This window comes from Aquimarina discodermiae (assembly GCF_040786235.1).
Taxonomy (GTDB): domain Bacteria; phylum Bacteroidota; class Bacteroidia; order Flavobacteriales; family Flavobacteriaceae; genus Aquimarina.
Genome location: NZ_JBFMKP010000040.1, coordinates 1 through 20,147, shown reverse-complemented (window position 1 = coordinate 20,147; position 20,147 = coordinate 1). Strand labels below are relative to the sequence as shown.

Below are 20,147 nucleotides of genomic sequence, written 5' to 3'. Positions count from 1 at the left end.
AAAAGAAAAGGGGACGAAAGTCATATTTAACCGTATAGACCTACAAGATAACGCTGTATTTTATAGTGGTATCTTCAAGTAACTGTCTTTAACCATAAAGAGAGGATACTTTTTGACTTTTGAATTTATATAAATAAAACAACACGAATTAACATCAATTTCTTCACAAGGAAGAAAAATTAAAATCACAAAGATCGTATGTATGTAATTAAAAGAGACGGGCGCAAAGAACCAATCATGTTCGACAAGATTACCGCAAGGGTAAGAAAATTATGTTATGGACTTAATTCATTAGTGGATCCTGTAAAAGTAGCAATGCGGGTGATAGAAGGATTGTATGACGGGGTAACTACAAGCGAATTAGATAATTTGGCTGCAGAAATAGCTGCAACAATGACCATAACACATCCAGATTATGCAAAACTGGCAGCGCGTATATCGGTCTCTAATTTACATAAAAACACTAAGAAAACGTTTTCTGAGGTAGTTACAGATCTTTATGAATATGTAAACCCAAGAACAGGAAAAAAAGCACCTTTAATCGCAGATGATGTTTATGAGGTTATTGTTGCCAACAAAGAAAAATTAGATTCTACAATTATTTATAATCGTGATTTTGGATATGATTATTTTGGTTTTAAAACATTAGAACGTTCATATCTATTGAAAATAAATGGAAAAATAGCAGAGCGCCCACAACATATGCTTATGAGGGTTTCTATAGGGATTCATCTTAACGATCTGGATGCAGCCATAGAAACATATGAGTTGATGTCTAAAAAATACTTTACGCACGCTACACCAACCTTGTTTAATTCGGGTACACCAAAACCTCAAATGTCATCATGTTTCTTGTTAACGATGAAAGATGATAGCATCGACGGAATATACGATACATTAAAGCAAACAGCTAAAATCTCACAATCTGCAGGAGGTATCGGATTATCTATTCATAATGTTCGTGCCACAGGATCTTATATTGCAGGAACCAATGGTACATCAAATGGGATTGTACCCATGCTTAGAGTCTATAATGATACAGCTCGTTATGTAGATCAAGGAGGGGGAAAACGTAAAGGTTCTTTTGCGATATATGTAGAACCATGGCATGCTGATATTTTTGATTTCCTTGATCTTAAAAAGAATCACGGTAAAGAAGAAATGAGAGCGCGTGATTTGTTCTATGCAATGTGGATACCAGACTTGTTTATGAAACGAGTACAAGATAATGCAGAATGGACCCTTATGTGTCCAAATGAATGCCCTGGACTGTTTGATTTGCATAGTGATGAATTTGAAGCAGCGTATACTCGTTATGAAGCCGAAGGAAAAGGAAGAAAAACAATAAAGGCAAGGGAGCTTTGGGAAAAAATTCTAGAATCTCAAATAGAAACAGGAACACCGTATATGCTGTATAAGGATGCGGCGAACCGTAAATCAAACCAGCAAAACCTTGGTACGATTCGTTCTTCTAACTTATGTACAGAGATATTAGAATACACAAGTCCAGATGAAATAGCTGTGTGTAACCTAGCTTCTATTGCATTACCAATGTTTGTGAAAAATGGAGCATTCGATCACAAAGAATTGTTTAGAATTACCAAGCGAGTAACCAAAAACCTGAATAAAGTTATTGACCGTAATTACTATCCGGTAAAAGAAGCAGAGAACTCTAACGTACGTCACAGACCTATTGGTCTAGGAGTACAAGGATTGGCAGATGCTTTTATCCAGTTACGATTGCCTTTTACCAGTGATGAAGCTAAGAAATTGAATCAAGAAATTTTTGAAACACTTTACTTTGCAGCGGTGACGGCATCTATGGAAGAAGCTAAAAAAGATGGGCCATATAAAACCTATGAAGGATCACCAATATCCAAAGGAGAATTTCAATATAACCTATGGGGTATCAAAGATGAAGAATTAAGTGGCCGATGGGATTGGGCAAAACTAAGAAAACAAGTGCTTAAAAACGGAGTAAGAAACTCATTGTTAGTAGCGCCTATGCCAACCGCATCTACTTCTCAGATCTTGGGTAATAATGAAGCTTTCGAACCTTATACAAGTAATATTTATACCAGAAGAGTATTGTCGGGAGAGTTTATTGTTGTTAATAAACATTTGTTAGAAGATTTGGTGAAATTAGGACTGTGGACAGATGAATTGAAAGATGCAATTATGCGTGCTAATGGATCAATACAAAATATCGATATCATTCCGCAAGATTTAAAAGAACTGTACAGAACCGTTTGGGAGATGAGTATGAAAGATATTATTGATATGTCTCGTCACAGAGGGTACTTCATTGATCAATCACAGTCGCTTAACCTGTTTATGGAAGGAGCAACCATGGCAAAACTAACCTCGATGCATTTTTATGCTTGGAAAAGCGGATTAAAAACAGGAATGTATTACCTAAGAACTAAATCTGCTGTAGATGCTATTAAGTTTACTTTAAAAACAGAGAAAAAAGAAGAAGTACAGCCAGAAAAAGTGGCAGCCGCAGCTGCGCAAGTAATGGAAGCACAAGCTGCAACCGTCAAATCAGTAAAACAACAAGAGGCAGTAGTGCCAGAAAGTACAGCACTCACTCCAGAAGAGCTTCGTGCCATTATCGCACAATCAAAAGAGTCTGAAGGAGATGATTGTTTAATGTGTGGGTCTTAGACCTGGATTTATATAGGGTAAAAGGGAAGTTTTCTTAACAGATGCTTCCCTTTTTTATTATTTTTGGCAAGCTCTTGCATACAGTATAGTTAGAGAAGTAGGGCCTTATATCAAATGAATTTAAAAATAAACCTAAAGAATTTGAATTATATCGTGATCAGATAAACAAGAAAATTCAAGCATAGCTCTAGCTACGGTTTTATTTTATTGTGAAATATGGGCGCGATAGAAACAAAGTATAAGGCTTGTTTTTATGTTTATTTGGTATACATACCTTGAAAAGTACCATTTAGGATTCTTTTGATAAACCATAGTAGATATTTATGATGAATTGGGAACAGCTCCTGTCGTTAAAAAGGCAAGGAGATAGAAATAAAAGATTACGTAAAGAACAAGATGAAACGCGCTTAGGCTTTGAAGTAGATTATGATCGTATTATCTTTTCTTCTGCCTTTAGAAGTTTACAGGATAAAACACAAGTCATCCCCTTGTCAAAAACCAGTTTTGTGCATACCCGATTAACACATAGTTTAGAAGTATCGGTGGTAGGCCGTTCATTAGGAAGAGTAGTGGGGAAAAAAATACTGGAGAAATACCCTCATCTTACAACAGTTCATGGATATCAATTTAATGATTTTGGAGCGATTGTAGCAGCGGCAGCACTGGCACATGATATTGGTAATCCACCCTTTGGTCACTCTGGAGAAAAAGCAATAGGCGAATACTTTAAAACAGGGGCAGGAGTACGATATAAAAACCAATTAACCGAAAAACAATACCAAGATTTAACTGACTTCGAAGGAAATGCTAATGGTTTTAAAATCCTTACAGAATCCAGAGAAGGAATAGAAGGGGGACTTCGTTTATCTTATGCTACATTGGGAGCATTTATGAAGTATCCTAAAGAATCACTTCCCAAAAAACCAACCCCACATATTGCTCATAAAAAATTCGGATATTTTCAGAATGAAGTTTCTTTTTTTAAAGAAGTGGCAGAAGAGGTAGGATTGTTACAACATAAGATCAATAATGAAGTAACCTATAGTAGACACCCACTAACATTTCTGGTAGAAGCGGCAGACGATATTTGTTATACAATTATTGATTTTGAAGATGGAATTAATCTGGGATTAATAGAAGAAGAATATGCATTAGAATACCTGCTTAAGTTGGTGAAAGATACTATCAACACTTCAAAATATCATGGATTGGTCACTACCGCAGATCGCTTAAGCTATTTAAGATCACTGGCGATTAATACACTTATACAAGAAGCGGCTACTATTTTTGTGGATAATGAAGAAGCGATATTATCAGGTACTTTTGATATGGCATTGGTAGATAAGAGTAAATATGAAGCACAGATAGGAGATATTATCAAGATTAGTGTTGATAAGATATACCAAAGCCAAGAGGTTACAGAAAAAGAAATAGCAGGATATGAGATTATGGCAACACTTTTAGATCGATATTGCGTAGCAACCGATCATTATCACCAAGGAGTTGATTCTAATTATGATAAGCTTATCTTAAGAGCAGAAGGAACTAATTTTGACTATAAAAATGAAGATTTGTATACTAGATTAATTAGTATAGGTAATTATGTAGCCAGTTTAACAGATGGTAATGCTTTACTGAAATTTCAAAAGATACGAGGGCTGCAATTGTAGAAAAAACCTGTCTACTCATAAAGAAAGACAGGCCTTTATAATTGCTTTATATTTTGGTATAGGTGTCAATAGAAACTTCCGTTTGTTGATTCCCTTCTAGATTGGTAAAAGTTTCTTCCGATTTTATTTTCAGAGAAGAAGCAGTAAGCTCGATGATGGTAAAGGAATCTGCTTCGAGTTTAATATCTCCAAGTATTTCATTAGTAATATAGGTGGTGAATGTTTCATTTTCTAACTCCCAGTTATAATCAATACTTGTGGTAGGATCACATTGCCCTTCCTCTTCAATATATTCTGTGAATTTTGCTAAATAGGTGTTATTTTGATTGGTAGAAAGTGTCATGATATATTTATCATCACATTTTTCTATTTCAAAAAATACTCCATCTTCTTCCTGGCTTTTAAGTTCCCATTTCCCAATAAGGTTGTCTTCAGTTATAGGCAGGGTTTCAGGAGTATTATCGTCATCTTTTTTGCAAGAAAAGAAAAGTAAAATTACAGATGTTATAAACGTGAAAGTTCTTTTCATGAGTGTTTAAGTTTCGGTTTTAAAAGTTTATGATATGGTTATATTCTTATTTATCGAAAATATTATATCTAGCTTTTATTTTTCTAAACGAAGCGTTATGTTTAGGTTATTACTTAGTCATACAAGTTTATTTAGGTAATGGATAATATGTATTGTAGTATCTGTATGAATTTATAATAGGAATGACTTATTAAGGTTTTATAAAACATGAGAGATATCATTATAAAAAACACTACTCAAACATAGGAGTTTGAGTAGTGCATGAATGTATTTTTGATGTTAGTTGTTATAACTTTTTATAGACGTAAACTTTTTCATTGTCATGAGTTATGGTCAAAATGTTTTCGACAATTGTAAAAGTTGCTATATCTGTAGTGGCTTCTCCATCCAGAGTGTAAGAAAAAGTCAAAGTACTGCCGTTTTCTTTCCAGGTACCCTTATCTTCTCCATCTGCTTGGCAGTCTGTGTTTACAGGAGCATAATAGGTATCTGTATAGGTTTCATTTTCAAATACAAGGGTTGATTTTTTTTCGCAATCTGTAAGCTCTATGATTCCTGATTCAGAGATTAATCCCCACTTACCAATTAATTTTGATTCTGATATTGGTACCGAATTATCGTCATCATTTTTGCAAGAAGTGATAGCTAATGTTGTGATAGCTAAAATTAATAAGCTTAGTTTTTTCATAGCGTTTTGATTTTGTGTTAATTAATTTGAAAGTCAATTTTTTATTTAACACGTATTTTTTAAGATAGTAATGACTTGAAAATTGACTTATATTTTGGTGTAAACTTCAACTATAACATGGGATATTAAGCCATCAGTCTTGTATTGCAGTTTCATGATACCGTCTTTAAGTTCAATAATTTCATAATTTTCATTTTTTTCTGGAGTACTCATTGATAACTTATTTCCTGATAATTCCCAAACATAGTCAGCGCTATCTTCAGGATTACACACATGTTTTTTTTGAGCCAGTTTTTCATCTGTATTTTTGATGGAATATTCGATTGTAAGCATTTTTTCACATTCTTCGAGGTTAGTTAACCCACCATCAAAGTAAAGAGAAGAGAATTGCCATTTACCAAGAATGTCATTTGCGTATGAAGATGTATCAACTTCGACTACATCAGGCTCTCCTGAGTAACTAAAAGTTTCTATATAAACAGAAGTCTTTTCAACTCCATTTTGAGTATACGTTTCTGTGGATTTAAGTTTTAGCATGGTGTCACTTAACTCTAGAATTGTATAGGTGTCTTCATCATATCTTTCAGTCCAATCGGTTGTGGTATATGTGGTGAATTGATCTTCGGATATCTCCCATGTGTAATCCCAACTGATTGAACTTTTACATTCTTGAGATTCTTCAATATATTCTGTAAATTTTGCTAAATGGCTATCATCACTTTTAAATGATAAATTCATAATATACTGTTCATCGCATGTTTCAACGGGGTAACTAGTACCATCTTCATTAACATCGATTAATTCCCATTTACCAATAAAGTTGGATTCGGGATATGTAACTGCAGTGGTATCTGTGTCGTCCGAATTATCCTCATTGTCTATGATGTCATCAGAGACTTCCTCTTCGGGCTCAGTATTTGGTAGGTTTTCTTCGTCCTGACAAGAAAATGTAATTCCCAAAATAAAGAAACACAACATAAGATTTGATATAGCTTTTTTCATAAGTAATATTTCAATTTTTAAAACGCCAAAAATATGTGAAATAATACTGTATAAAGTCCTGTATCTTCAAGAAGTTGAAGATACAGGACATCTTTTTTTGCCTTGCAAGTATAAGATTATAAATTTTCCTGGACTACTTGCGTAATTTTATCTGATGAAATTCCCGCAATATCATGTAGTTCGTTTACCGTACCATGGTCAATAAATTGATCTGGGATTCCTAGTGTGATGATTTTCTTATTAAAACGATGCTGGTTTTCAAAATCAATGATAGTACTACCGAATCCGCCTTTTATTACACCATCTTCTATGGTAATAACAGTATCATACTTTTGCAAAATTTGTTTTAATAAAGAAGTATCAAGAGGTTTTATAAAGCAGAAATGATAATGACCAACTTGTTGTGTAATATGCTGTAAAGCTTGTATAACATTATTGGCAATAGTACCTGTAGAAATAATTGCAATTTTGTCTCCTTCCTGGTAGCAAGTACCTTTGCCTATTTCTAACGATTGCATAGGAACTCGCCAATCAGTTACATAACCTCTTCCTCTTGGATAACGTATGGCAATAGGATGAGGTAGCCCTAAAGAAGCTGTATAAAGCAAATGACGTAATTCAATTTCATTTGCCGGTGCTGCAATAATGAGATTAGGAATGCAATTTAAATAAGCAATATCAAAAACACCATGGTGAGTAGCGCCGTCATTACCCACAATACCTGCACGATCGACACAAAAAATCACAGGTAAGTTTTGCAAAGCAACATCATGAATTACTTGATCATAGGCACGTTGTAAAAAGGTAGAATAAACAGTGCAAAAAGGAACTAACCCTTGTGTTGCCATTCCGGCAGCTAATGTTACGGCATGTTGTTCTGCAATCCCTACATCAAACGCTCGATCAGGAATTTCTTCCATCATATATTTTAAAGAGCTGCCCGTGGGCATAGCAGGGGTAATACCAATGATTTTTTTATTGGCTCTTGCAAGTTCTAAAATGGTATAACCAAATACATCTTGAAATTTAGGAGGTAATCCTTCACTTTTTTTGGGAATTAGATCTCCGGTAGAAGCGTTAAATTTTCCTGGAGCATGATATTTTACCTGATCTTCTTCTGCTTGCCTTAACCCTTTTCCTTTGGTAGTGATGATATGCAACAGCTTAGGACCTTTTGTTTTTTTAAGTTCTTCTAATGTGTCTAATAATGAATCCATATCATGCCCGTCGATAGGGCCAAAATAATTAAAATTTAAAGCCTCAATAATATTGTTAGTCCTGGGTTTTACGCCCACTTTTGCTTTGGTAAGGTATTCTTTTAGTGCCCCAACACTAGGGTCAATCCCAATGGCGTTATCATTAAGTATCACCAACATATTAGCATCGGTTACTCCTGCATGATTAAGTCCTTCAAAAGCCATTCCGCTTGCAATAGATGCATCTCCTATTACTGCAATATGATGTTTATGAGTATCACCTTTTAATTTAGAGGCGATAGCCATTCCTAATGTAGCAGAGATAGAAGTAGAGGAGTGCCCCACACCAAAAGTATCATACTCACTTTCATTGCGTTTAGGAAAGCCGCTAATACCTCCTAACTGTCGATTGGTATGAAAATTATCTTTTCTTCCTGTTAGGATTTTATGTGGATATGCCTGATGTCCCACGTCCCATACCAAAAGATCATCTGGTGTGTTATAAATGTAATGTAAAGCAATAGTGAGTTCGATAACACCAAGACTTGCTCCAAGATGCCCTTCTTTGGTAGCCACAATATCAATGACAAACTCTCGTAATTCTTGTGCTAATTGCGGTAATTGATCAGGAGATAACTTACGTATATCCGAAGGGTATTTGATATTTGATAGTAGTGGCTCTTGCATGATGCAAAAGTACTATTTTGTGGTTGAATTGGTATTACCATACAAGTGAAGATATTTTTGGTTAGTTTTACCTCAAAAAATGGGATATGTTAGATCCACTTGATGATTCTTACTTTATGAAAAAAGCGCTTCAGGAAGCTATGTTGGCTTATGAAAAAGATGAGGTGCCAGTAGGAGCTGTTATTGTCATAGAAGATAAAATTATTGCAAGAGCACATAATCTTACCGAATTGCTTAATGATGTGACTGCTCATGCCGAAATGCAAGCGATAACCGCAGCAGCAAATTTTCTGGGAGGGAAGTATTTACACGAATGTACATTGTACGTAACTCTCGAGCCTTGCCAAATGTGTGCAGGGGCATTATACTGGAGTCAAATAGGAAAAATAGTGTATGGAGCAATAGATGAAAAACGAGGATGTGCCGCAATGGGAACTAAGTTACATCCAAAAACAAAAATTAAGGGCGGTGTTTTAGAACAAGAATGTAGTGAGTTGCTTACTCGTTTTTTTATAGAAAAACGTAATCTGAATTAATTTGATAGTGGTGTTTTTGTTTTTAAAAGAAGTTAAAAAAACTTAAAGTTATAGACGATAAAATACACATGTTACAACCAAGAATTGAAATTGCCAAAGAAAGAAAGCTTGTTGGTGCCCGATTAAAAATGAGTGTGGCAAATAATAGAACCCAAGAACTTTGGGGTGGTTTTGTGCCAAAGATTAAGAAAATAATCAATAGACTTAACGATGACAAGATCTCGATGCAAGTCTATGACCCAATGTATTACCAAAATTTTAATCCAAATACCATTTTCGAAAAATGGGCAGTTGTAGAAGTAGCTGATTTAGAGAACGTACCCAAAGAATTAGAATCTTTTATCTTAATAAGTGGAGAATATGCTGTTTTTGATTATAAAGGTGCTGGTAATGACCCAGGTATCTTTTATTATATCTTCACAAAGTGGCTTCCCAATTCTGAGTATGAGCTGGATAATAGACCACATTTTGAAATATTAGGAGAAAAGTATAAAAATAATCACCCTGATTCTGAAGAACAAATTTGGATACCTGTAAAGAAAAAAGCAGGTTGAAGATATTCACAAATTAAAAGATATAGTATATACTAAAAAAGCACTGCAATTGCAGTGCTTTTGAAACTTAGAATATATACCGTATTAGTGGATTAAGCGCACTTTGGCAGCTGTAAGCCCCTTTCTTCCTTCTTCTTCTTGATACTCTACTTTGTCACCTTCGTTTAATGCTTCGCCGTCGATTCCCGAAGCGTGTACAAAAATGTCTTTTCCTGTTTCGTCGTTGGTAATAAATCCGTAACCTTTTGATTCATTAAAAAATTTAACTGTTCCTTCCATTGTAATAAAAAAATAAATATTTGAGTACTAAAGGTAATTTTAAATTTAATACCAATCATCATTTAGATGTGAATATTTTTAATTTAAACGTTATTTTTTTCTTTACTCTTTTCATAATCCCTCATTTTACTAAGGTTCTCTTCTGTAAGCATATAGTCTTTTACATTTTTGTTTTTCCATCGATAATAGATGAAAAATGGCATTAAAATAAAGGATGCAGTCAAAATTCCGATTCCTACCAGTTTATCCCCCAGAGAATGATCACCAGTATTTTTGAAATAATATCCAATAGATATTAAAACAACGACTATCATAAAAAGTATCTTGATGAAATGTTTCATAGGTTGGTTTTTTAAAACATCCATCCCAACCTTCCTTCAAAGGAAGGGGTTTTAAGTCTCCCTTTGAAGGGAGATTTAGAGGGATGTAAATTGTAGTTCATTTAATAAGTATTGAATTTAACTCTATGGACTAAAGATGACAAAGTAAGACTAATTAACGAGTAAAATTAATCAACTTTCTTCTATATGCAGTAAGAAGTTTTGATTTTGATATAAAGCCAAGGTATTTTCCTTCTTTTGTCACAGGAAGATTCCAGGCACCGGAGTCTTGAAATTTTCGCATGGCAGTTTTTGCATTATCTTTCTCATAGAGGATCGCAGTAGTTACAGGAGACATTAACATTGCTACCGTAGTAGTATGATACAAAGTGTTATCAAACATAATGTCTCTAATATTATCAAGTGATACAACTCCAACAAGCGTATTTGTATCGTCGATGACCGGAAACAAATTTCTATTTGATTTAGCAACGGCTTCACTTAACAATTGTTTTAGACTATCTGTAGGCTTTACGGTAATAAATTTGGTTTCTATACAATTCTCTAAATTAAGTAGTGTAAGTACGGTTTGATCTTTATCATGTGTAAGTAAATGCCCTTGTTTGGCCAGTTCACGGGTATATATATTATGCTCTAATCGATTTTTTGAAATAATAAATGATATAGAGGTTGTAATCATCAAAGGGATAAATAATTCATAACTGGCTGTAATTTCTGCAATTAAAAATATAGAGGTAAGTGGTGCATGAAGCACCCCTGCAATTAGTCCAGCCATTCCTAATAAGGTAAAATTAGCTTCAGATACGTTAAAACCAACTCCCAGATTATTAATCACTTTTGCAACAACATTTCCCAACGCACTACCCATTACCATGGTGGGGATAAATACTCCGCCAGAACCTCCTGCACCAAAAGTAGCGGTCATTGCAATCGCTTTAAAAATGGTAATACCTACTAATAGAGCAATCACTACCCATATATTATGAGTTAAATCATCGAATGGTGTTTTACCTAATGCCTTTAAATGGTCTCCATTTAATAAATCATTTATAAAACCCAATCCTTCACCATATAGAGGCGGAATAAAATAAAGCATAACTCCTATTGTCAAACCACCAAACAACAATTTATAAATCCTTTTAGAGAATTGACCGAAGAATTTAAGAATAACAAAATACATTTTGGTAAAGTAGATAGATGCAAATGCTGTGCCGATACCAAGTATAATAAAAAATGGGATGTCATTGATATTGAATTTTTCAGACACTTCGAATCTAAAAAGGACTTCATCTCCCAAAAACAAATAAGAGGTAATAATAGATGAAACCGAAGCCAATAATAATGGCAATAAGGATACGATAGTAAGGTCAAGACTAAAAATCTCTACGGCAAAGACAAGGCCTGCAAGAGGAGATTTGAATACTGCAGAAATAGCTCCGGCTGCGGCACAACCTATAAGTAAAATTCTGGTTTTATTAGGAACATGAAAAAGTGTGCTTATAGAAGAACTTAATGCTGACCCCGAACCTACAGCAGGTCCTAAAAGACCGACAGAACCACCAAATCCAACAGTTATGGGAGCTAGGAGTAAAGGGATGTATGCTTGTAAATTTTTGATGATTCCATTTCTTTTTGATAAAGAATATAAGATCATCGGGATTGCAGATTGCGGAGCTTTCTTAAAGATAAATTTTGTAAATATATACACCACCAAAAGACCTATTACAGGAAGAATAAAGTAAAAAGAGGTTTGCCATGAAATAATACCACTTTCTATAAAAAGCTGAATAAGGTGCGTAATGTTTTTTAGTAGAACAGATACAATTCCTGCCAGAAAACCAACCAATACACTTAGGATAAGAATAAAATTCTTATTAGAAATATGACGATATCGCCATATCAAAAATCGATGTAGTATTGTCTTTTTTTTGGGAGACATGTAAATGAAAAATTAATAACCTAAAATTAAGTGTTTTCTATAACTTCTTTAAGTGTACTGATATGTACAACAATTTTTTAGAATAGAGTGCCAATACTATATTAAAAACTCAATAAAGCTTAGGGTAATAAATTCAAGGGATAAATTAAAAAGAAACCCCACTTTTGTGGGGTTTTGTGTTATAAATCAAGTTGTATGTTTAGTTCTTTTAATTGTTCCTGATCAATATTAGAAGGTGCATCGATCATAATATCGCGACCACTATTGTTTTTTGGGAAAGCAATAAAGTCACGAATAGTCTCTTGACCACCAAGGATAGCAACCAATCGATCAAAACCAAAAGCAATCCCTCCGTGTGGTGGAGCTCCGTATTGAAAAGCATCCATCAGAAATCCAAACTGTGCTTTGGCTTCTTCTGGTGTAAATCCAAGATGATCAAACATTAAAGCTTGTGTTTCTTTATCGTGTATACGAATAGAACCACCTCCTATTTCATTTCCGTTTAGGACCAAGTCGTATGCATTGGCACGAACCTCTCCCGGTTTTGTGTCTAACAGTGCGATGTCTTCAGGCTTAGGAGAAGTAAAAGGATGGTGCATCGCATGGTAACGTTCGGTTTCTTCATCCCACTCAAGTAATGGAAAATCTACAACCCATAACGGTGCAAATTCTTCTGGGTTTCGTAGTCCAAGTCTTTCTGCCAATTCCATACGCAAGGCACTTAACTGACCTCTAACTTTATTTGTTTGCCCAGAAAGTACACAAATCAAATCTCCTGCTTTTGCACCAGTAACTTCTGCCCATTTGGCCAGGTCTTCTTGGTCATAAAATTTATCTACAGAAGACTTATAGGTTCCGTCTTCGTTACATTTTACATAAACCATTCCAAAAGCTCCTACCTGTGGACGTTTTACCCAATCGATTAATTTGTCAATCTCTTTACGGGTATATGAAGCGCCACCAGGAACAGCGATACCTACTACTAATTCAGCATCATTAAAAACTTTAAATTCTTTATGTTGAGCAACATTATTAAGCTCTCCAAACTTCATCCCAAATCGAACATCAGGCTTATCGTTACCATAAGTACGCATTGCCTCATCATAGGTCATTCTGGGGAAATTTTCGATATCAATTCCTTTGACTTCAGAAATTAGATGACGTGTTAACCCTTCAAAAATATTTAAAATATCTTCTTGCTCTACGAAAGCCATTTCACAATCTATCTGTGTAAATTCGGGTTGCCTGTCGGCTCTTAAATCTTCATCTCTAAAACACTTTACAATCTGAAAATATTTGTCCATGCCACCTACCATCAACAATTGCTTAAATGTTTGTGGCGATTGCGGTAAGGCATAAAATTGCCCTTCGTTCATACGTGAAGGTACTACAAAATCACGAGCTCCTTCTGGAGTAGATTTGATTAAGTATGGGGTTTCTACTTCTATAAAATTCTCTTTAGAAAGGTAGTTTCTTACCAACATCCCTACTTGATGGCGAAACATCAAACTATTTTTTACAGGATTACGTCGAATATCTAAATAGCGATATTTCATTCGAATATCTTCACCTCCATCTGTTTGATCCTCTATAGTAAAAGGAGGAACTATAGCTTCGTTAAGTATGTTAAGTTCATTTACTAGAATTTCAATATCTCCTGTTGCAATGTTCTTATTTTTAGACTCACGTTCTATAACAGTACCCTTAATTTGAATTACAAATTCTCTACCTAGCGTTTTAGCTTTTTCTATCACATCTGAAGGGGTACGCTCTTCATCAAAGATCAATTGAGTAATCCCATAGCGATCTCTAAGGTCTACCCATATCATAAATCCTTTATCTCTTGTCTTTTGCACCCATCCTGATAAGGTGACTTTTGAATTGATATCTGAGGTGCGTAACTCACCACAAGAATGACTTCTGTACATAGTTAGTTTATATTATGGCTGCAAAAATAAGAAGATTTATGGATTAGTTGATGAATCAGCAGGGTTTGTTTGTCGGTTAATGTAGAATGAGATTGTAGAGGAAAGTTTGACTGTATCAATGAGTGTTTTTTGAATACAACAACTAAGTTAGAGAAAAGATAGGTTGCATTAGATTGTTAATTTTTTAGAAATAATATGGATGAAATATAAAACAAGGTGAAATCGCTTAACATCTGATATGGGTTTGCTTAACATTTTTTTAGGAAGATAATTTGATATATTTAGAATAACTTCTAAACAAATCATTATGAAAAAAACAACTCATTTTGTTAAAATGATGCTTTTTCTGTGTTTAATTTTTACTCAGACTACTGTGTTTTCTCAAGAAACGCTTACAGGAAAAGTATTGAATCAATCAACTAATCAGGCAATTCCTATTGTAAATGTTCTCGAAAAAGGAACATCGAACGGTACTACCACAGATTTTGACGGTAATTTTTCGATACAAGTGGCATCGTTACCCACAACACTGATTTTTTCTGTAGTAGGGTTTACTACACAAGAACTCGAAGTATCTAACAATACTGCTATCACTGTTAATCTTCAGGAAGGGGCGACGTTAGATGAAATTGTAATTGTAGGTAACAGGGCCAAACCAAGAACAATTTTAGAGTCCCCGGTGGCTATTGATAATATCTCATCCAAAGAATTAGCAGTAAGTGCTCAGCCAGAATTAGATAAAATGATTGCTTTTAGAGTGCCTTCATACAATTCTACACAACAGACAATTTCTGATGCAACTGCGCATTTCGATCCTTCAGAACTTAGAAATTTGGGGCCCAGTAGAACATTGGTCTTGGTGAATGGAAAACGAAAAAATCAAAGCGCCTTGGTATACGTCCAGGAAACTGCCGGGAGGGGAGAAGTTGGAGTAGATATGAAGAGTATTCCGGCTGCGGCTATAGAAAGAGTAGAGGTATTAAGAGATGGAGCTTCTGCGCAATATGGTTCTGATGCAATAGCAGGGGTGATTAATATTATCTTAAAAGAAAATGTAGAAAAAACCTCGGTGAGTTTAGCAACTGGCGTTACCACAGAGGGTGATGGTTTTACCTATAGTGGAAGCTTAAATACTTCAATTACCCCAGATTTTGGAGGATACATAAATTTCACAACCGATTTTTATCATCAGGAAGAAACCAATAGAGCAGCATCGCCAGGAAGGGATTTGCTTTTTGGAAATGTATTTCAACCCAACCAAGAAGATGTGGATAATGGAGAAATTACACAGGCCCAGTTTGATGAGCAACAGGCGTTTGCAAATACATTATTGGATGGATCTCACCCATGGATTCAGGATAACCCAGACTTAGGAATGAATATAGGACAACCAAAATATGATCGATTAGGAATTGCAGTTAATGCAGGGTTTCCATATGCCGATGATACCGCAGAGCTATATACTTTTGGAAATTTTCAGAAGCGGGTAGGAAAAAGTTTTGCGGTATATAGAGCACCTTATTGGATTCCAGATGAATTCAATTTATTACATGAACCAGGTACAACATATCAAGGATTTCAACCTACATTCGAAACAGATATTAGAGATAATAGTTTTACACTGGGTAATAAATGGCAACTATTTACGGATTGGAATTTTGATATAAGCTATACTTTTGGGAGAAGCGCAGTAGATTATGAAGTAAATAATTCTATAAATTTGGATTTAGGGGCAAGTAGCCCTACTAGTTTTAGGCCTGGAGGATATAGTTTTAGTAATCACATAGGAAATTTGGATATCGCAAAAAGTTTTGGTTCGGTTACTATTTCTTTAGGATCAGAATGGAGAGAAGAACGTTTTGTTACCAAAGAAGGAGAAGCGGCTTCTTATGCTGGATCAGGGGTGCAATCTTTTCCCGGATTACGACCACAGAATGCTTTGAAAGAAACACGTTCTAATATCGGTGTTTATGGTGGAATAGATTGGGATATTACCGAAGCTTTTTTAATTAGTAGTGCAGGACGATATGAGGAGTATAGTGATTTTGGAGAAAATGTTTCCTGGAAAGTAGCTGCAAGATATCTTTTGGAAGATAATAAGGGAGCTATACGGGCTTCTGTTAACACCGGTTTTAGGGCACCATCTTTACATCAGTTTTTTTTAAGTACTACGCAAACGTTACAACTTGAAAATGGAGAAATAGGTAATCAAGGAACATTAACTAATAATGATCCTGTAATAGCAGATCCTGTAAATGGACTTGGAGTTCCTCCTTTAGACGTAGAAGAGTCGTTTAATATTGCAGGAGGAGTTACGTATAGGTTTGCTCCTAATTTTTCTGTAGCACTAGATTACTATAATATAAAAGTCGATAATAGAGTGTTATTTACAAATAGATTAGGAGCCGATGGAGATGATACTACTGTAAATGCTGTAGAACAAATTTTGTTAGATAATGGTGTAGGTAATATTGTGTTTTTTGTAAATGCGGTGGATACAAAGACACAAGGTCTTGATATTGTTGTTGACTATAAAGGATTCGAGCTGGGAGACGGAAAATTAGATATCAATGCTGCTTTTAACTGGAACGAAACCGATATCGATGGTACGATTAGTGTCCCACAAAAGATTTTAGAGGCAGGATATACAGATTTATTTAATAGAGAAGAGCAATCCAGGATAACAACTGCACGACCTAATCTAAAGGGAGTGTTAGGGTTAAGTTATGACCTTAATAAGTTTACATTTGTTCTTAATAATACTTATTTTGGAGACGTGACCTGGCAGCATCCGGCAAACCCTGCTTTTGATCAGACATTTGCAGGTAAAGTACTTACCGATATCTCTGTTTCTTATAGATTTGCCGATTGGGTAACGGCAAAAGCTACAGCCAATAATGTACTAAATGTATACCCTGATGAAATTGAAACTTTTGGAGATTTCGGAACGGATTTAGGAGGAAGGTTTCAATATCCCTGGGAGGTAAATCAATTTGGATTTACGGGAACTATTCTTCAGGCAGGGTTAGATTTTAAATTTTAAAAATAAAATACCCTATAAACGTTTCAAGGCCTGTAACGTTTATAGTGGTTAATTTTGTTATCAAATTGACGATGAGGTATTACTTAATAATCAATTTTCTAATAGCATTTCCATAAGGTGTTTCGAGTACAATTGCATATACTCCAGTGGCTATCTGTAGGGTAAATGGGATATCGTATTCTTTTTTTCCTGTTGTTGAAATGTGTTTTAAAAGTGTATTGTCTGTTAGGTTAAATACCTTAATACTAATTTCTTTTTCTTCTTTCAGCATTACTTTTATAGCAAATTGCCCATCTGATGGGTTAGGATATGCTTTAAACTCCTGTATATTTCCTAGCTGCTGTATTTGCGTATCGATAGTTTCTTCTATAGCTTCTCCTTGTAATACCAATACTTTTTGGGTATAAGTATCCTGGCAATCTCCCAGTTTAGAAATTAATGTGATTTCATATTCTCCGGGAGTGTCAAAAGATAGTTCTGCAAGATCTTGATTTTGTGATATAACTTCTGCAGCATCGGGTATGATCCATTCGACTTCAGTGGGTACAGGATAGGTTACGTCGATCATTACCATTTTCTCATTGGTAAATACCTGGCTGGTGTATAAAAACTCTGCTGTAATTTCTTTGATGTTTTCTATAACATTGATGGTGTCTTCTGCAATACACCCTTTCCCACTGGTTACTATAGCAGTATAGGCTCCTTCTTGATCTACAGTAATTTCGGGATTGGTACTGGTAAATCCAGTAGTAGATGTCCAGTTATAGGTTGCTTGTGGATCTGATATCGCAGCAGAAATAGTGACTGTTTGCCCTTCACAAAAGAAAGGATCTTCACCCAGGTCAATAGTGAACAAAGGAGGGTTTGTAAATTCTATAGGCTGACTGGCATTGGTCACCATACATCCATTTTCATCGACTACCCGGTATATATACGCTCCATGACCTATATTTTGTAGGGTAGTACCAAACGCACTAAAATCAGGTGCTGCTATCTTTTCCCAGGTGATCACATAATCTCCTGTTCCTCCTTGTATATCGAGTTGTATACCTGCATCACTACCATCTCTACAGGATAGTTCGTTTTTATCAATAGGAGTTACAGTGATTAGGTTAGGTCCTTCAACGTTAATTTCTTGCACTTGGCTATTTCCTCCATTATCGGTAACTGTTACCTGGTAGGTGCCTATTCCCACATTATTTAATGAAGGATTTGTTGTCCCCTCGTTCCATAGATATGAATATTCTCCATCAGGATCGAGATGTCCTCCTGTAGCAACAGCAATCAAATTGACTAAGGTGTCTGAACAATCTAGTGTATCTGGTGTCATATTGATGGTAATGTCTATCGGCTCTGGATCGGTCAATGTAAAGGTTTCGATCTCAGAATTACACCCATTAGAATCAGTTACTATAACCGTATATACTCCTTCGTATAGATCAACGATACTGGTGTTGGTAGACCCTGCAGGAGGAGTAAAAGGGTTACCATCTTTGGTCCACACATAATTCGTATAGTTACCAGATCCACTCGATACAGTAATGAGTATACTACCATTATTGCCATCAATTAATGTGGGATCTGTTATTATTAAACCATTAATGTCGGGTAAATTAGGGAAACGTTCATTAACAGTAATAGTCGAACTTACTACTTCACAACTATTTCCATCACGTATGATAACCAAATAATCTCCTTTTGTGAGTCCATCAAAAAGTGTAGAAGTTTGCCAATTTACCCCATTGTCAATAGAATATTCATAGGTAGGAGAATTTCCTGGAGTTCCACCGTTACCGGTTACCGTTATACTTCCATCGTTTCCTCCAACACATTGTACATCGGTAGGGATACCGTTCACAGACAATACGGGAGGAGTGGTTAATACAAACGAGGGACTTTCACCAAATTTATCAGGAGTACTGTTTGCATTATCAAAAGGATCATTGTTGCTTTTGGTTTGCCAGAATAGCTTATAAGTTCCGCCGGGTAAATTTCTGGGATTCCAGGTATACGAACGACCGTTAAAATCAATTTTTTCGATCACTTTAGGTTCAAAACCATCCCAAACTCCGTTTACGAGATCCCATACTTCGATTTTCATTTTTTCTTGTCGGGTATCATCCAGTTCTCGATCAAAAGTAACGGTAAAACTCCCGTTATCGTTATCTGCAACATTGAGGCTATTGGTACAAGAAGGCTGAATATCTACAATAGGACCGTCTAATTCTGGAGAACAGTTTAAAACTTCATATGTTATAGATTTCGAAGAGGCACCAGTATGGTACTTGATTCTAAAGTTTACATTAGGTTTTCCTGATAAATTAGGAATATCTTGGTACTTTATAATATATTTTCTTCCATGGTTCCCTAATCCAACTAAAGGAGTCCATCCAATCCCATTGTACATATATTCGATAGAATATGGGTAAGGATTGGAACAAGAAAAAACATTTAACGTTACTTCTTTGTCATCACATATTTCTCTTGGTATAGGATTTAAACTTAATAAATTTTCTACTTTATAAAGATCAAGTTTAGAGACAATGAAACCAGAGCATCCCGGAGTTTGAATTTTTGTCAGGCAATTATTATCATCTATAATTGTCTCTATAGTTTTATCACAATTAGGAATAACACAATTAATAAATGAAATATACCTTTGCCTAACAGTTACTTTAGAAATTTTCTTTGGAAACTCTTGAATAGGAGAAGTTGTTAATGAATGTACTGAATTATCCGTTAATGTTATTGATATTGTTGTTGAGCCTACTCCATTCCCTCCAGGACAACTTATTGTAGAACGATCAGAATCTAAAATATATTGATACTGACCATTGGCGACAAATGATGCTAAACTAAAAAAACATAATAAAATTAAAATCTTCTTCATTCTCATGCGCTACTTTTTTGTTTTTTGCCTTATGATTTGATTAAGAGTTAATTAGCAAATATATGTTAATTATTTTAGGCTAAGTTCTAAAAAGGATATGATTTAGCGCTATATTTTTAAATTCGTTCCATACTGTATTGGAAGCAAAAGCAATAGTAGCCACTGTAGCCATTCTATTTGTATCATTTTTGATTTTTT

14 protein-coding genes are annotated in these 20,147 nt (G+C 35.0%); 5 read left to right on the top strand and 9 right to left on the bottom strand.

Going from position 1 to position 20,147, the window contains the following annotated elements; genetic code table 11:
- Positions 1-198: 198 nt before the first annotated feature.
- A complete protein-coding gene (locus ABW636_RS20230; protein WP_367591905.1) occupies positions 199-2,667 on the top strand; it encodes a ribonucleoside-diphosphate reductase subunit alpha in 2,469 nt (822 codons plus the stop codon).
- A gap of 326 nt (positions 2,668-2,993) precedes the next feature.
- The gene (gene dgt / locus ABW636_RS20225) at positions 2,994-4,337 is read left to right on the top strand and encodes a dGTP triphosphohydrolase (protein ID WP_367591931.1); all 1,344 of its coding nucleotides are present in this window, start codon (positions 2,994-2,996) and stop codon (positions 4,335-4,337) included.
- A 46-nt stretch (positions 4,338-4,383) separates the two neighbouring features.
- Here dgt and ABW636_RS20220 read toward each other — a convergent pair whose 3' ends face one another.
- The 4 genes from ABW636_RS20220 to ABW636_RS20205 all read right to left on the bottom strand — a co-directional run bounded on the left by ABW636_RS20220 (position 4,384) and on the right by ABW636_RS20205 (position 8,439).
- The gene (locus ABW636_RS20220; RefSeq protein ID WP_367591904.1) at positions 4,384-4,866 is read right to left on the bottom strand and encodes a lipocalin-like domain-containing protein; all 483 of its coding nucleotides are present in this window, start codon (positions 4,864-4,866) and stop codon (positions 4,384-4,386) included.
- Between the two features lie 286 nt (positions 4,867-5,152).
- Positions 5,153-5,554 carry a lipocalin-like domain-containing protein gene (locus ABW636_RS20215; RefSeq protein WP_367591903.1) on the bottom strand — a complete coding sequence of 134 codons (402 nt, stop codon included), beginning with the start codon at positions 5,552-5,554 and terminating at the stop codon, positions 5,153-5,155.
- A gap of 87 nt (positions 5,555-5,641) precedes the next feature.
- Positions 5,642-6,556, bottom strand: a complete 915-nt coding sequence (locus tag ABW636_RS20210; protein ID WP_367591902.1) for a lipocalin-like domain-containing protein — start codon at positions 6,554-6,556, stop codon at positions 5,642-5,644.
- 116 nt (positions 6,557-6,672) lie between these two features.
- Positions 6,673-8,439, bottom strand: coding sequence for a 1-deoxy-D-xylulose-5-phosphate synthase (locus ABW636_RS20205; protein WP_367591901.1), 1,767 nt, complete (start codon positions 8,437-8,439; stop codon positions 6,673-6,675).
- An 86-nt stretch (positions 8,440-8,525) separates the two neighbouring features.
- On the opposite strand from ABW636_RS20205, the gene ABW636_RS20200 reads away from it, so the two are divergent.
- A complete protein-coding gene (locus tag ABW636_RS20200) occupies positions 8,526-8,975 on the top strand; it encodes a nucleoside deaminase (protein WP_367591900.1) in 450 nt (149 codons plus the stop codon).
- A gap of 68 nt (positions 8,976-9,043) precedes the next feature.
- Positions 9,044-9,529, top strand: a complete 486-nt coding sequence (locus ABW636_RS20195; RefSeq protein WP_367591899.1) for a GyrI-like domain-containing protein — start codon at positions 9,044-9,046, stop codon at positions 9,527-9,529.
- A gap of 84 nt (positions 9,530-9,613) precedes the next feature.
- On the opposite strand, the gene ABW636_RS20190 is transcribed toward ABW636_RS20195, so the two are convergent.
- The 4 genes from ABW636_RS20190 to aspS form a co-directional block, all read right to left on the bottom strand.
- Positions 9,614-9,808, bottom strand: coding sequence for a cold-shock protein (locus tag ABW636_RS20190; RefSeq protein ID WP_367591898.1), 195 nt, complete (start codon positions 9,806-9,808; stop codon positions 9,614-9,616).
- Between the two features lie 83 nt (positions 9,809-9,891).
- Positions 9,892-10,149, bottom strand: a complete 258-nt coding sequence (locus ABW636_RS20185; protein WP_367591897.1) for a hypothetical protein — start codon at positions 10,147-10,149, stop codon at positions 9,892-9,894.
- A gap of 154 nt (positions 10,150-10,303) precedes the next feature.
- Entirely contained in the window at positions 10,304-12,088 is a 1,785-nt protein-coding gene (locus ABW636_RS20180; protein ID WP_367591896.1) for a chloride channel protein, read from the bottom strand.
- 179 nt (positions 12,089-12,267) lie between these two features.
- The gene (gene aspS / locus ABW636_RS20175) at positions 12,268-14,016 is read right to left on the bottom strand and encodes an aspartate--tRNA ligase (RefSeq protein ID WP_367591895.1); all 1,749 of its coding nucleotides are present in this window, start codon (positions 14,014-14,016) and stop codon (positions 12,268-12,270) included.
- 307 nt (positions 14,017-14,323) lie between these two features.
- Between aspS and ABW636_RS20170 the strand changes: the two genes are divergently transcribed.
- Positions 14,324-17,059 carry a TonB-dependent receptor gene (locus ABW636_RS20170; RefSeq protein ID WP_367591894.1) on the top strand — a complete coding sequence of 912 codons (2,736 nt, stop codon included), beginning with the start codon at positions 14,324-14,326 and terminating at the stop codon, positions 17,057-17,059.
- A gap of 79 nt (positions 17,060-17,138) precedes the next feature.
- Here ABW636_RS20170 and ABW636_RS20165 read toward each other — a convergent pair whose 3' ends face one another.
- On the bottom strand, positions 17,139-19,949 hold the full coding sequence (locus ABW636_RS20165) for a T9SS type A sorting domain-containing protein (RefSeq protein ID WP_367591893.1): 2,811 nt from the start codon (positions 19,947-19,949) through the stop codon (positions 17,139-17,141).
- Positions 19,950-20,147: the final 198 nt, after the last annotated feature.

Coding starts and splice junctions, on each gene's coding strand:
- ABW636_RS20230 (WP_367591905.1), top strand. CDS start 199: ATGTATGTAATTAAAAGAGACGGGCGCAAAGAACCAATCATGTTCGAC.
- dgt (WP_367591931.1), top strand. CDS start 2,994: ATGAATTGGGAACAGCTCCTGTCGTTAAAAAGGCAAGGAGATAGAAAT.
- ABW636_RS20220 (WP_367591904.1), bottom strand. CDS start 4,866: ATGAAAAGAACTTTCACGTTTATAACATCTGTAATTTTACTTTTCTTT.
- ABW636_RS20215 (WP_367591903.1), bottom strand. CDS start 5,554: ATGAAAAAACTAAGCTTATTAATTTTAGCTATCACAACATTAGCTATC.
- ABW636_RS20210 (WP_367591902.1), bottom strand. CDS start 6,556: ATGAAAAAAGCTATATCAAATCTTATGTTGTGTTTCTTTATTTTGGGA.
- ABW636_RS20205 (WP_367591901.1), bottom strand. CDS start 8,439: ATGCAAGAGCCACTACTATCAAATATCAAATACCCTTCGGATATACGT.
- ABW636_RS20200 (WP_367591900.1), top strand. CDS start 8,526: ATGTTAGATCCACTTGATGATTCTTACTTTATGAAAAAAGCGCTTCAG.
- ABW636_RS20195 (WP_367591899.1), top strand. CDS start 9,044: ATGTTACAACCAAGAATTGAAATTGCCAAAGAAAGAAAGCTTGTTGGT.
- ABW636_RS20190 (WP_367591898.1), bottom strand. CDS start 9,808: ATGGAAGGAACAGTTAAATTTTTTAATGAATCAAAAGGTTACGGATTT.
- ABW636_RS20185 (WP_367591897.1), bottom strand. CDS start 10,149: ATGAAACATTTCATCAAGATACTTTTTATGATAGTCGTTGTTTTAATA.
- ABW636_RS20180 (WP_367591896.1), bottom strand. CDS start 12,088: ATGTCTCCCAAAAAAAAGACAATACTACATCGATTTTTGATATGGCGA.
- aspS (WP_367591895.1), bottom strand. CDS start 14,016: ATGTACAGAAGTCATTCTTGTGGTGAGTTACGCACCTCAGATATCAAT.
- ABW636_RS20170 (WP_367591894.1), top strand. CDS start 14,324: ATGAAAAAAACAACTCATTTTGTTAAAATGATGCTTTTTCTGTGTTTA.
- ABW636_RS20165 (WP_367591893.1), bottom strand. CDS start 19,949: ATGAAGAAGATTTTAATTTTATTATGTTTTTTTAGTTTAGCATCATTT.